Origin of the sequence: Metabacillus schmidteae, assembly GCF_903166545.1 — a bacterium.
Classification (GTDB): Bacteria; Bacillota; Bacilli; order Bacillales; family Bacillaceae; genus Metabacillus; species Metabacillus schmidteae.
Genome location: NZ_CAESCH010000002.1, coordinates 923,542 through 937,370, shown reverse-complemented (window position 1 = coordinate 937,370; position 13,829 = coordinate 923,542). Strand labels below are relative to the sequence as shown.

Genomic DNA, 13,829 nt, shown 5'->3' with positions numbered 1-13,829 from the left:
ATATGACCGCAGATTCACTACTCGCAATCACTGTGCTCTGGGGATTCGTTTTTATCTATGCTGTGATGGCAACGATGGATTTTGGAGCAGGCTTTTGGTCGATGATTTATTTTAATAGAGAAAAGACAAATGCAACGAACATCGCAAACCGATATTTATCACCAACTTGGGAAGTAACAAATGTTTTTATCGTTGCGATCGTTATTGCCCTTGTGAGTTTTTTTCCTGGTGCCACCTTTATTCTAGGAACAGTATTATTGATTCCGGGAAGTGTGATTTTAATTTTACTAGCACTACGAAGCGGATTTTTAGTATTTTCTCATGTGGCAAAGGATTATGAAAAAGGCCTTACGTATGTTTCTGGTATTTCCGGATTCATTATACCCGCTTTGCTTATGTTGGTCTTACCTATCACACATGGTGGTTATATAGAGCATGTTAATGGTGTTCATCAGCTTAACTTTGGATCACTGTTTACCAGCCCGAATATCTATGCCTTTATTGGTTTTGCCATAACCAGTACGCTTTTTTTATCTTCCTTATTATTAGCTGATTACTCGAATGTGGCAGATGAGCTGGAGGCATATCGTGTTTATCGAAGAGATGCTCTCATTCTCGGCCCAATCTCATTGTTAATGGCTTTTTTCATCATGCTTACACTGAGAATAGAGGCAAATTGGTTATATACAAACATGCTTGATTATTTGCCCTTTTTAATTGGATCTGTTCTTCTCTTTGTCGTTGCTGGTGCAGCACTATTCATTCCTTCTGCCAAGCATAAGGGAAGAATAGGACGCCCGAGACTAGCAGTTGTAGCGGTGACAATTCAATACCTCCTAGCTAGTTATGCATATGGCAGAGCACATTTACCATATATGATTTATCCTGACGTCACGATTGAATCCGGTTTTACACATCCTAATACATTTAGAGCTTTATTTATCACATATATCGTTGGTTTCCTTATTTTATTTCCAGGATTTGTTTACTTTTGGAAGCTGTTTATGAAGGATAAGCGCTATTTAAAGCAAAATGAATCCTAAAAAATTGTATAAATATTATATTTTTAACAAAAATTAAGATGATACCTTTGCAGAGGGGGAACAAAAATGAAAGAAAGCCTTATTGAGTCATTTCTCCATGATATTAAACATTCTAATGCAGACTCTTTTCCTATGTATGTGGATTCTTTTACAAATTTATGGGATTATGAGTTTGGATCATTAGATGATCTCCCACAGGATGTGGATGAGTTAGTTGCTGATCGAGCAATTGAATATGGGTTGATGGAATAAAAACATAAAAGATTTGGTTAAATACTTAAAAATCCCGGCACAATACGGCCGGGATTTTCCTTTAGATTAATTTCCAATAGTTGCTGTTTTTTGTGTGGCTTTAGAGAGCTTTTTCTGAGCCCGTTTTTTCGCGATCAAACCATGTTTTGGCGAGAAAAGGAACGCTAATGCAAAAAGAATTCCTGTAGAAGTGGCCATAGCACCAGCTATTGACACATTTAGAAAAGAAGCCATGTAATATCCGCTTATCGCTGATATAACACCGATACCAGCACTAATAAAGAGCATATTCAGCAATTTATCTGTTAATAAATAGGCTGTTGAGGCTGGAACAATAAGCATAGCTACAACTAATATAGCCCCCACACTATCAAAGGACGCAACAGTTGTAATAGAAAGCATCCCCATTTGTAAATAATGAATAAACAACACTGGAATTCCAATTGCTACAGCCATTTCGGGATCGAATGAGCTAATCTTAAATTCTTTATAAAAAAAGATAATGATTAGTAAATTGACGATGAACACAAAGGATAAGAGCCAGACTGCTTTAGGTCCTAAATCCATCCCATTCCATTGCACTGTATCCCAGGGAATAAATGTGATCTCTCCCATAAGTGCATGATCAACATCCAGATGGATGTTTCCTGCAAACAACGACAGGAGAATAACCCCTACTGCAAAAAGAGACGTAAAAACAATTCCAATTGCCGCATCACCTTGAACACCTTTTCCGCTTAACACCTGTACAAGTAATGCTGTTAACAGTCCAACTACTACTGCACCAATTAATAAAGAAGGACCATCTAAACTCCGGCTAACTAAATACCCGCCAACAATACCCAATAAAACTGTATGGGAGATAGCATCGGCCAGCATTGCCATTTTTCTTACTACGAGAAAACATCCAATCATCGCACATGTAACACCTACTAATGAACCAGTGATGATAATCCATGCATCATATGTCATTCATCATCATCCCCCGATCTCCAATACTTACTGACTTTGGCATTAATAATGGTGCACGGTCATGAATGCGTAACAGTTTTAACAGCTGATCCTTTGTTTCATTCGAAATAGAAGTTAAATTAAGGTCATCTCGGGTTTTTAGCTTAAGGTGAGCGAACTCCATTTCATGCATTAAATACATTTCATACAAACGCTGTTGTAACACAAGTTCATATCCTGCTTCAATTCCCTTTTCTGTTAACATCCATTTCCCAGACAACGTTCTACTAATGTATTCTTTCTTTTCCAACACATTTATCGCATATTGGAAAAGACTTGATGAAACCTTACGCTTTATAAGAACTTCAGCCTCTGTAATGTCACGAAGATTTCCTCCTTCTGCAACATCATAAAAGCTTAGGAAAATTTGTTCTGCTGCTGTTCGTTTTCTAAGCGACAATTGCTTTAGAGCCTTAGCAAGTAACCCTCGTTTTGGCGCAAACACTAAAGAAATGATAAACATGATCGTAGCTGCAACAATAATAAGTGGACCTGTTGCCATACCTTCCATTATCGTACTCAACAATGTCCCCATTACTCCTGACACTCCACCAATAAAGCCTGAAATAATAATCATAGAACTTAATCTCTCTGTCCAATACCTTGCACTAATGGCTGGAGTAATAAGCATGGCTGCAATTAATACAACTCCGACAGTTTGTAATCCAATAACCACTGAACACACAATTAATAAAAGTAATAATCCATTAAAAAATTTGGCCGGTATTCCAATTCCTTTTGCGAATTGTGGATCAAATGTTAGTAATTTAAATTCTTTATAAAAGATAGCCGTTATCGCCAGCAAGATTAAAGCAATAATCGTAATTAATTGAACATCTGCCCCAACCATGGAAGCTGCCTGCCCAAATATAAAATCATCCAACCCACTTTGATTACCGGCTCCATTATGCTGAATATAGGTTAGAAGAACAATACCAAAACCAAAAAACACAGATATGATAATCCCTAGAGCAGAGTCTTCTTTTATTCTTGAATGGTTGATTATGATTTGTATTAAAAAAGAAGAAATGAGCCCTGCAATCAAGGCACCGATTAAAAACCAAATCAATGATTTTGACCCATATAATAAATAGGCAATGCAAACTCCCGGTAATGCAGAGTGTGCCATGGCATCTCCAATTAAGCTTTGCTTCCGTAATAACGTAAAGCTTCCAACAACACCACTAGCAATTCCGAGGAGCATGGTGCCAAGTAACACCCATTGGGTATTCGGATTTTGAAGTTGAAACAATAGTTCTTCAAGCATTTCCTTCACTCCTATTTTTTCTAAAGGGCTCTCACCAGCGCCCAATTATTCACCATCATTTTAAGTGACCTTTATTCTCCTTCAACAACAACAGATTGGTCTTGTAAGAATGTGAGCTTTCCACCATACGTTTTTTGCAGATTATCAATTGTGAAGGTTTCTTGTGTTGGGCCAAAAGCAACCTTTCTCATATTTAGAAGAAGAACCCAATCAAAATACTCTTCTACTGTTTGTAAATCATGATGAACAACCAAAACTGTTTTTCTCATAGCTTTTAACTCATTTAATAAGGCAATAATTGCTTTTTCAGTTGCTGCATCTACTCCTACAAACGGTTCATCCATGAAATATATATCAGCATCCTGTGCTAGAGCTCTTGCTAGAAATACCCTTTGTTGTTGACCACCTGAAAGCTGGCTTATTTGGCGATTTTCAAATTCTAGCATTCCTACTTTTTTTAGACACTCTCTTGCAAATTCTACGTCTTTTTTACCTGGACGCTTAAACCAACCAACCTGCCCATATCTCCCCATTAGAACAACATCTAAGGCATTAGTTGGAAAATCCCAATCAACAGAGCCGCGCTGTGGAACATAACCCACACGTTTACGCTGCTTTTTATATTGCTCTCCAAAAATATTCACTTCACCAGAAGCAGTAGGAATTAACCCTAATACTCCTTTAATTAAAGTTGATTTCCCTGCACCATTCGGTCCGATTATTCCAATTAATTTTCCTTCCGGTACTTCAAAACTTACCTCCTGTAAAACAGGTTTCTGATGGTAAGCAATTGTTAAATTTTCAACTGTAACAGGATTCATCTATCACACCAACCTTACTTCATAATCATAGAATGATTGCTTAATAAACTTAATCTATTAAAAATGCACCGATAGCTAAGAATACATCGAGATTTATTCTTAGCTATCAATTCTTGCTTATTTTAAAGAAGATACAATCGTGTCAACATTATGTTTGAACATTCCGATATATGTTCCCTCTTCCGTTCCTTCCTCTCCCATTGCATCTGAGAAGAGTTCACCACCAATGACAACGTCATGACCTTGTTTTTTTGCACCTTCTACTACAGCACTAATTGACTTTTCCGATATACTGCTTTCAACGAAGACCGCTTTAATATTTCGTTCAACTAATGTATCTACCAGACCTTGAACATCCTTTAATCCGTATTCTGAGTCAGTGCTCAGTCCTTGTAACCCCATTACATCTAAACCATATGCGTGGCCAAAATAGGCAAATGCATCATGAGCAGTTACAAGTACACGGCTTTCATCAGGGATTGTTTGGATTTGTTCTTTTGCATATTGATCCATCTCTTCTAATTCTTGTTTGTAATTTGCAGCATTGTCTTTAAATAATTCCTCATTTTCCGGAGATTGCTTTGATAATTCTTCCTCAACAGTATCAACTGCATGAATCCAAGCTTGGATATTAAACCAAACATGTGGATCGTGAGCGTTTGAATCACCATCTGCTGCTAGTAGCAAAGCCTCTGGAATTGATTCCCCAACAGCTACTATTGTTTTATCCTCTGACATTTTTTCAAATATCTCACCCATCTTACCTTCAAGGTGAAGTCCATTATAAAAAATCATGTCTGCATTATTTAGCTTTTGAATATCACCTTGAGAAGCTTGGTATAAGTGTGGGTCAACTCCCGGTCCCATTAATGAAGTCACTTCTACTTGATCTCCACCTACATTTTTTAATACGTCTGCAACTTGACCAGTCGTTGTCGTCACCTGAATTATTTTAGTAGAACTTTCATTTCCTTCATTTGTATCTCCACTTGTTTGACCACTACCACATGCTGTTAATAAAAAAACTGCCAATATACCTGTTCCTACACCTGCCAACCATTTTTTCACCTTTTGTTCCTCCATTCATTTTTTTAAGATGAAATGATAGCACTTCTTCTAGGTCAAAAGTAGTCTATGTATTATTTTAGGATGTGTGCCATAATTTTTGCTGTTTTCATCTTTTATTCATTTAACTAAAAAAGTTTCCTTAATGCAACAATATGATATTATGTTTTATGTGTCAACTATGTTTTCTCGACAAAAAAAAGGATAACTTCCCTATTAAGTGATAGGGTAGTTATCCTAAATGAGCAGAAAGAGAAACTTTCAATAGTATGATATTGTTTATCTTTCAGGGTTATTATACGGATTTAAGGGTATTTTTGAAAATTGGGATTTTTGTATTTTAGAGCAGACTAATAAATGAAAAATTGTTTTTTCCCCTTATAAAAAATCAATTTTATAAGCCACTTTTGCTCAAAAAATTATTTTTATACTTTATTACATAAAATGTTTGAATAATCCTTGTTGCTCTATAATTAGTGTTGTGAGGGTTGATTTCCGCTACAGGATGCTCGCTTTCCGTGGGGTGGGCGGTGAGCCTCCTCGTCGCAAGCGCCTGCGGGGTCTCACCTGTCCCACAGTTCTCACAGGAGTCTCACACCTTCCGCTCCAATCAACCAAAACAGTTTTTTTGATAGAACCAACTATCAAAAAAAATCTTAAACAAAATGTGCTTTCTCCCTATTTGGTAATTTTTGTCACCGATAAAGTATATTTCTTTAATACTTCTTTGTTTATGTCAAAACCAATGCCCGGTCGGTCAGGGACTGGCATTTTTCCGTTTATTGTTTTAATTTCCGGTATAACGATGTCTTCTTCCCAATACCTGGAGAAAGATGATATATCACCGGGAATTGAGAAGTTTGGTAATGATGCCAAAGCAATATTATGCGCACGGGAAATACTTGTTTCTAACATTCCGCCACACCATACGGGAATTCCATTCTCCAGACATACATCATGTATTTTTTTTGATTCTGTCAATCCACCGACACGGCCTGGTTTTATATTTATGATTTTACAGCTGTCAAGTTCGATCGCTTTTCTAGCATCTTCACTTGTCACAATGCTTTCATCCAAGCAAATGGGGGTTGAGATTCTCTCTTGAAGCTTTGCATGATCAATAATATCATCTGCTGCCAAAGGCTGTTCAATCATCATCAAGTTAAATTGATCAAGTTCTCTTAATTGATCAAGTTGATCTAATGAATAAGCTGAATTGGCATCAGCCATTAATGGCAGGTCAGGAAACGACTTACGAATTTCTTCAATTAATTGAATGTCCTGTGTTGGAGAAATTTTTATTTTAAACCGTTTGTATCCTTCTTCAATGTAACGGGAAATTTGGTCGAGCATACTCGGAATGAACGAGATACCGACAACAACTCCACATTCAATTTCATTTCTCGTTCCACCTAATGCAGTTGATAATGAGATATTGTTCTTTTTGGCATAAACATCCCATATAGCTCCTTCAAGAGATGCTTTTGCCATATGATTACGCTTCACTTTTTGAAAAATGGTCTGCAGTTCCTCCGGATGGTGAAGGTCTTGAGCAATTGTTAATGGAACAAGGATATCTTTTAACAGATGAAAACAAGTTGAAATCGTTTCTTCTGTATACCATGGAGTTGAGAACGCCACTACTTCTCCCCATCCCCTTACCCCTTCAGCATCCATAACCTCGACGATTATACTGTCACGCTCTGTTACATGTCCTATGCTTGATGTAAAAGGTGATTGTAATGCTTGCGATATATGGTGTAATGTCACTTTTTCAATGTTAATCATGTTGAAATCCTTTAGCAAATTGTTCTTTTAATTTTCTTCTTACTAGTTTGTTCGAAGCATTCCTTGGGAGTTCTTCTAAAACTGTAATCCCCTTTGGTACTTTATAGCGGGCAAGTCGTTCATGACAGTACTCTATAAGTTGATCATGATTTACCTTCATATTTGAAACAATGAAAGCATATGGAACCTGTCCCCATTTCGTATCCTCAATTCCAATTACTCCGGCATCAACAACTGCATGATGAGATAATAAAACATTCTCAATTTCTGCAGGGTAAATATTTTCGCCACCGGATATGATTAAATCTGAACGTCTATCAAGTACAAATAAAAACCCGTCCTCATCAATGTAGCCTTGATCACCGGTATGAAACCACTCTTCTGTAAATACCTTTTGAGTTGCTTCCCCTCTCTTCCAATATCCTTTTGTGATATTCGGACCTTTGACAAGAATCTCTCCTTCTTCATAGGCAGAACAAACTTTACCATCCTTCATTATCTTCATTTCGCATGAAAACAATGGTTTTCCGGCTGAGCCCAGTTTATTCATGCTGTATTCAGGTGAAAGTGTAACAATTTGTGAAGCTGTCTCAGTCATCCCATATGTCTGAAAAACAGGAATTTGCCTTTCAATTGCCTTTTCCAGAATATCTTTTGGAACGGGACCTCCCCCCGCGAGCATACAGCGAAAAGTATCAGGATATGTTTCTTTTCCCAGCTTGTCTAACATTTGATTTAGCATAGTGGTAACAACAGAAACGATGGTAACTCCATCCTTCATAATAGCTTTATTCATTTTTTCCGCATCAAATCTTTCGAATAATACGATACCAATCCCATAAATCACACTTCGAAACAAAATGGATAAACCGCTAATATGAAATAAAGGGACAGCCAATAACCAACGGTCATTTGGGTCTAATCCAAGATTAAGGGCGGAACCAACCGCACTTGACCAGTGATTACCAAATGTTTGCATAACGCCTTTAGGATGGCCGGTTGTTCCGGACGTATACATAATCGTTGCTACTTGATCTGATGTAAATCCTTCAAACACTTCATCTTTTTTGGAACTATTCTTTTTATGTATTTTCTCAACGGGTATAACGTTTATTTCTTCATCAACTTGGAATAAAAATTTCTCATGACCTATTAAATGCTTTGCCTGAACATCTTCCAACTGCCAAGCAATTTCCTTGCTGGAAAGGCGATTATTTAGTAAAACCGCTACCGCACCTATAGAGAAAACAGCATGAATCATCTCAATCATCTCAACACTGTTTCTCATTAGCACCCCTACATGCTCACCTTTTTTCACACCGAAGGATACTAAGTGATTTATTTGAGTCGAAACACGTTGATAAAGCTCATCAAAAGTCAATTCTACTTCTTCCACTTTGACAGCCAAGCGGTTAGGTGTTAACTCAGCCCGCTGCTTTAGCCAATTAGGATATGATTGGTTCATTACGTCACCTCCAATAATTAATCAGAAGGACTTGGCTAGTCGCCAAGTCCTAATGGCGAACCCCATAGTCTCCCCCCGTAAAACTTGATCGTATAAAAAAAGCTTGATGAGATAAAAATCATCAAGCTGTTTCAGTAAATATTGCTTAAGGAAAACGTGGGAATTGCTTAAAGTCAGGTGTACGTTTTTCTTTAAATGCGTCACGGCCTTCTTTTGCTTCATCAGTCGTGTAATAAAGTAATGTTGCATCCCCGGCAAATTGTTGAATACCAGCAAGACCATCCGTATCAGCATTGAATGCTGCTTTTAGGAAACGAATAGCTGTTGGGCTTTTTTCCAGGATTTCCTCACACCATTTTACTGTTTCTTCTTCTAATTGATCCAGAGGAACAACCGTATTAACTAGACCCATATCCAATGCTTCTTGTGCACCATACTGTCTGCATAGGTACCAAATTTCACGAGCTTTTTTATGTCCAACGATACGAGCAAGATAACCGGAACCATATCCAGCATCAAAGCTTCCCACTTTAGGACCTGTTTGTCCAAATACAGCATTGTCTGCTGCAATCGTTAAATCACACACAATATGCAGTACATGTCCGCCACCAATTGCATACCCTGCTACCATTGCAATAACTGGTTTCGGAATGACACGAATTAATCGTTGTAAATCAAGAACATTTAAGCGTGGAATTTGGTCATCTCCAACATAACCGCCATGACCACGAACTTTCTGATCTCCACCAGAGCAGAATGCTTTTCCACCTTCACCTGTTAAGATAATAACTCCTACATTTTGATCATCTCGTGCATAAGCAAATGCATCAATTAACTCCATAACTGTTTTTGGAGTAAATGCATTATGTACATGTGGACGATTAATTGAGATTTTTGCAATCCCATTATATGTTTGATAGATAATTTCTTCATACTGGCGTTCTGTAACCCATTCAATTGCCATGTTTATTGCCTCCTAATTTAAGAGTAGTCCTCATTTAAGAACCCATTTACTATTTTACCAAAAATTCGCGGTTGTTCTACATGAATTGCATGTCCTGCCTGATTAATTTCTATTAGGACAGAAAATGGTAATAATTCATGCATTCTTTTAGCTATCTCACAAAACTTTTGATCCAATTCACCACAAAGAAGTAAAATAGGAACATTAATGTTTGGCAGCACATCCCACCATGATGGTTGGGAGCCTGTCCCCATTCCAAGAAGACTATTAGCTAATCCTACCTCTGAATTCAATAATCGCTGTTCCCTCAACTTCTTTTTTTGCTGATCTGACAGAGTCATTTGCGAGGCAAAAAGCGGAATCTTCTCCCACTTATCAACAAAAGAGGAAATTCCACCAACTATTATTTCATCTGCAAGCGCTTGATCAGATTGAATACGATGATTTCGCTCTTCGTCTGTCTTCAAGCCTGGTGAGCTGCTTTCTAATACTAGTTTTTTGACACGATGAGGGTATAATGCTGCAAGAGACAAAGCTAATCTTCCGCCCATTGAATAGCCTACAATATGTGCTTTTTCAATAGACAGACAATTAAATATCTCAATAATATCCTCGACAACTTCTTCCATTTTATATCTTGTTGAATCAGAAGGGTGATCTGTTTTTCCATGACCAAGTATATCAATAAAAATTAATTGATGATGGCCTAATTCATCTATGAGATGCCGCCAACTTAAAGAAGAGCCTGTAAAGCCATGTAAAAACACTAGAGGCTCTCCCTTTCCCACAATTTCAACATGATAAGATACATCTCTTATTTTCATTGTTTCAACACTTTTCTTATTTCCTGGGAAACACGATCTAACAATTCCCGATGAATCTTGACACGAGTTGTTCGATTTGTCTCAATTTCAACCACTTTTAGACCCTTTATTGACCATTTATCATGGAAATACGTATGCAGATCAGCCCAGCAATTGATTTTTTCATACCTACCTTGATACATGTCAACTACTTTAGAAAAATCGATTCCAATTGGTGTTCCATACAATGTTTCAAAATGTTTTTCTTCATTTGATTGAGGAAGAAAAGAGAAAATACCTCCACCATCATTGTTAACCAAGATAATCGTTATATCAAGATCGTTCATTTTGGCTGCTAATAATCCGTTTAAGTCATGGAAAAACGAAAGATCTCCTATTAAAAGGAAAGTAGGCTCTGTTGAAGCAGTACTTATACCTAAGGCAGTCGATACAACTCCATCAATTCCATTCGCTCCCCGATTAGCCAGTACACCTATTTCTTTATCAGTATTCCTAAAAAATGTATCCACATCCCGAATCGGCATACTATTACCAACAACTAATCGACTCCCATTTGGAAGAACATGCTGAAGTTCACGTACAATCTTTCCTTCAAATAATTCATTGATATTTTCCAACTCATGCTCCATCATATCTTGAAAAATATTGTTGGATAAAATCCAGTCATCATAGTATGTATTTTGATGAGTCTCTCCTATGATACCAGACAAATCTTCACAGAATGCGGTATGATTGCAAACGACCATGTGGGCAGCATTTAATGTAGGATCACGATATTCCTCACTTGGATCAATAATAATCTGAGTGATGTCCGGATTATTTTTTAACATTAGCATTAAAGGCTTGGATACAGGCATAGGTCCAAAACGAATAATAAGTTCCGGCTTCAGGACATTCATTATTTCTTGGTCTTTTAAAATGGAATCATACCCATCAATAATCCCTTTCTTGTCTCCTGTACCAGATCGGAGTTGAGAGAGAGGATCTGCCAAGATAGGATACTTCAATTTACGGGATAATTCTTTAACAGCTGAAATGAATGACTTATCATTTTGTTCTCCACAAATGATAAGCCCTTTAGTCACATCCTTCATAATATCTGCTATAGCTTGTACTTGTATTGTTGAAAGTTCAGGCAGTCCTTGCATCGTATGTAAATAGCTAGGCCTGTCATTTTCCATTTCCCATAGATTTGACATACCTAAATTTGGAATTAAAGGTTCCCTAAACGGAAAGTTAAGATGAACAACTCCTGCAGGATGAGATGTAGATACAGCGACAGCTCTTCCTGCAATTGTTCTAACATAACGATACATTCCAACGGTTTCTTCCGGCAAAGCGACGTCAACAAACCACTTTGGATAGCTACCATACAGTTGGATTTGATCAATCGCTTGAGGAGCCCCAACATCCCGTAATTCATGTGGTCGGTCTGCTGTTACAACAATTAACGGAACTCTTGAATAACGAGCTTCAACTATTGCCGGATAGTAATTAGCTGCTGCAGTTCCTGATGTACACACCAAGACAACAGGTTTATTATTTTCCTTAGCTAGTCCAAGTGCGAAAAAACCTGCTGACCTTTCATCTATATTCATGTAACAAGAAAGTTCCGGATGCTCTGCCATTAACATAGCTATAGGAGTAGATCGAGAACCAGGACTAATCACAGCCTTTTTAACACCTAATCGTGTTAATTCATCGACAAAACTAGCGACAAATCGTGTTAGGGAATCATTAGTCTTCATTCACAATTCCTCCTAATGCAGACATCATAGGTTTTAGTTTAATTTTTGTTTCAAGATATTCTGATTTTGGATTTGATTCTTCTACAATACCGCATCCTGCAAAAAGGGCAGCATTTTGTCCCTCTAACAATCCTGATCGAATCGCCACAACAAATTCGCCATTATCCTCATGATCTAACCACCCTAGAGGACCTGCATACCAACCTCGATGCATCGGTTCTAATTCCCTGATCTTTTCAATAGCCTTATCCTTTGGATAGCCTCCTAGAGCTGGAGTTGGATGAAGGTTTTCTACCATATTTAAGAACGAGAAACCTTCTTTTGCCCTACCTTTAACAGGTGTGTAAAGATGCTGGATATTTTTCGATTTAAATAAGGCAGGCGAATTCGGCGTGAATACATCAAAACAACAGCTTTCTATCGCAGATTTTATCATTTTTACAACGATTGCATGCTCTAGTAAATTTTTATCATCATGCAATAATTGCTGCCCTAAAACTTGATCCTCTTGTTCTGTTCTTCCTCTTTTTATTGAGCCTGCTAAACAGGTGGAAAGAACTTCATTTTCTTTCTTTTTAATTAGTCTTTCTGGTGTTGCCCCAACAAAATGCTGAGGTCCATTTTCAAACTCAAAGATATAGCTTGTTGGCTGTTCTTGTTGTAAATTATTTATAACTTGATAAGGATTAATCTTATTCGCAAACTTTAAATGAACCTCTCGTGCCAACACAACCTTATCCATTTCTATTGCCTTTATATTATCTGTTGCTTTTTGTACTGCCTTCAGCCATTCAGACGTTTTATATTCAATGCTTGAGAATTCGTTACCTTTTTCACAATCTTTTTGATAAGGAAGAGACTCTCCAATTTCCAATGACTGGTCGAAATGTTTAAGACACACTGATAATTCATCGTAAGGTGTGACTACCTTATTTATTGTTATAAAGCATTTCTGATCAATAACAGAAAGCATATGTTTAGGCAACACAAACTTCGCCTCTGAAAAACTGTCCCAGAGTGGACTTTTATCCTTTAATGGATCAAACGAAAACCCACCAAATAAAATAGGTCCTGTTCCTACTTGATTTGTTATATTCGACACAACCATTTTTCTGAAGCGCTTCCATTCTTTTTCAATATCCCGAAAACGTTCTTTGGTTGTTAAATTATTTTCTAACACCAATTCATTTCCTAATCCAACCATTGTAAAATCACGATTGGGAGTTGACCAAAAATATCGCTCGCCAAGAAAAAGATCTTCACCGGAAGCAAAGAAATGAAGGGGGTCCATTGCGTCCACTTCTTTAATGCAGCTAACGATTACTGATTGTTTCGTTTGCTTTGCATCTTCCAATGCCTGTTGAATGAATTCTTTTAATGTATGGTCTAAAGTAGTTATCAAGCTTATCCCCCCGACACCAAAAATTGCTTATATTAAGATACACCTAGCTAGAAGGTGTGTCAATAGATCGTTGTTATATCCTTATTATATATCTTGAGGTACAGGATTAAAATGAAAACGTCTCGGATAAGCAATCATTTTATAGGTACAACTGGTAATAATAAGCTTTAATCATTGAT

At 37.3% G+C, this 13,829-nt stretch carries 12 protein-coding genes; 2 read left to right on the top strand and 10 right to left on the bottom strand.

All coding sequences use genetic code 11. From position 1 onward, the window contains the following. The first annotated feature begins 2 nt into the window (after positions 1–2). Both HWV59_RS25395 and HWV59_RS25390 read left to right on the top strand, forming a co-directional pair. Positions 3–1,043 carry a cytochrome d ubiquinol oxidase subunit II gene (locus tag HWV59_RS25395; RefSeq protein ID WP_175640702.1) on the top strand — a complete coding sequence of 347 codons (1,041 nt, stop codon included), beginning with the start codon at positions 3–5 and terminating at the stop codon, positions 1,041–1,043. 66 nt (positions 1,044–1,109) lie between these two features. After that, the gene (locus HWV59_RS25390) at positions 1,110–1,295 is read left to right on the top strand and encodes a hypothetical protein (protein ID WP_175640701.1); all 186 of its coding nucleotides are present in this window, start codon (positions 1,110–1,112) and stop codon (positions 1,293–1,295) included. Positions 1,296–1,361: 66 nt separating this feature from the next. Here the strand turns inward: HWV59_RS25390 and HWV59_RS25385 are convergent, their stop codons facing one another. The 10 genes from HWV59_RS25385 to HWV59_RS25340 all read right to left on the bottom strand — a co-directional run bounded on the left by HWV59_RS25385 (position 1,362) and on the right by HWV59_RS25340 (position 13,650). After that, entirely contained in the window at positions 1,362–2,267 is a 906-nt protein-coding gene (locus HWV59_RS25385; RefSeq protein ID WP_175640700.1) for a metal ABC transporter permease, read from the bottom strand. Next, the gene (locus HWV59_RS25380; RefSeq protein WP_175640699.1) at positions 2,257–3,573 is read right to left on the bottom strand and encodes a metal ABC transporter permease; all 1,317 of its coding nucleotides are present in this window, start codon (positions 3,571–3,573) and stop codon (positions 2,257–2,259) included. Before HWV59_RS25380 ends, HWV59_RS25385 begins: the two co-directional genes overlap by 11 nt. A gap of 71 nt (positions 3,574–3,644) precedes the next feature. Next, positions 3,645–4,394, bottom strand: a complete 750-nt coding sequence (locus HWV59_RS25375) for a metal ABC transporter ATP-binding protein (RefSeq protein ID WP_175640698.1) — start codon at positions 4,392–4,394, stop codon at positions 3,645–3,647. 117 nt (positions 4,395–4,511) lie between these two features. After that, positions 4,512–5,477: a metal ABC transporter solute-binding protein, Zn/Mn family gene (locus tag HWV59_RS25370; RefSeq protein ID WP_175640697.1), complete on the bottom strand. Its 966-nt coding sequence runs from the start codon at positions 5,475–5,477 to the stop codon at positions 4,512–4,514. A 660-nt stretch (positions 5,478–6,137) separates the two neighbouring features. Then, entirely contained in the window at positions 6,138–7,247 is a 1,110-nt protein-coding gene (gene menC / locus HWV59_RS25365) for an o-succinylbenzoate synthase (RefSeq protein ID WP_175640696.1), read from the bottom strand. Beyond that, the gene (locus HWV59_RS25360) at positions 7,240–8,712 is read right to left on the bottom strand and encodes an o-succinylbenzoate--CoA ligase (RefSeq protein WP_175640695.1); all 1,473 of its coding nucleotides are present in this window, start codon (positions 8,710–8,712) and stop codon (positions 7,240–7,242) included. Before HWV59_RS25360 ends, menC begins: the two co-directional genes overlap by 8 nt. A 145-nt stretch (positions 8,713–8,857) precedes the next feature. Next, positions 8,858–9,676 carry a 1,4-dihydroxy-2-naphthoyl-CoA synthase gene (gene menB, locus HWV59_RS25355; RefSeq protein ID WP_175640694.1) on the bottom strand — a complete coding sequence of 273 codons (819 nt, stop codon included), beginning with the start codon at positions 9,674–9,676 and terminating at the stop codon, positions 8,858–8,860. A 17-nt stretch (positions 9,677–9,693) separates the two neighbouring features. Continuing rightward, the gene (gene menH, locus HWV59_RS25350) at positions 9,694–10,500 is read right to left on the bottom strand and encodes a 2-succinyl-6-hydroxy-2,4-cyclohexadiene-1-carboxylate synthase (protein WP_175640693.1); all 807 of its coding nucleotides are present in this window, start codon (positions 10,498–10,500) and stop codon (positions 9,694–9,696) included. After that, positions 10,497–12,248 carry a 2-succinyl-5-enolpyruvyl-6-hydroxy-3-cyclohexene-1-carboxylic-acid synthase gene (menD, locus tag HWV59_RS25345; RefSeq protein ID WP_175640692.1) on the bottom strand — a complete coding sequence of 584 codons (1,752 nt, stop codon included), beginning with the start codon at positions 12,246–12,248 and terminating at the stop codon, positions 10,497–10,499. Before menD ends, menH begins: the two co-directional genes overlap by 4 nt. Continuing rightward, positions 12,238–13,650 (bottom strand): isochorismate synthase, encoded by a 1,413-nt coding sequence (locus HWV59_RS25340; protein ID WP_175640691.1) that lies wholly within the window; start codon positions 13,648–13,650, stop codon positions 12,238–12,240. Before HWV59_RS25340 ends, menD begins: the two co-directional genes overlap by 11 nt. Positions 13,651–13,829 lie beyond the last annotated feature (179 nt).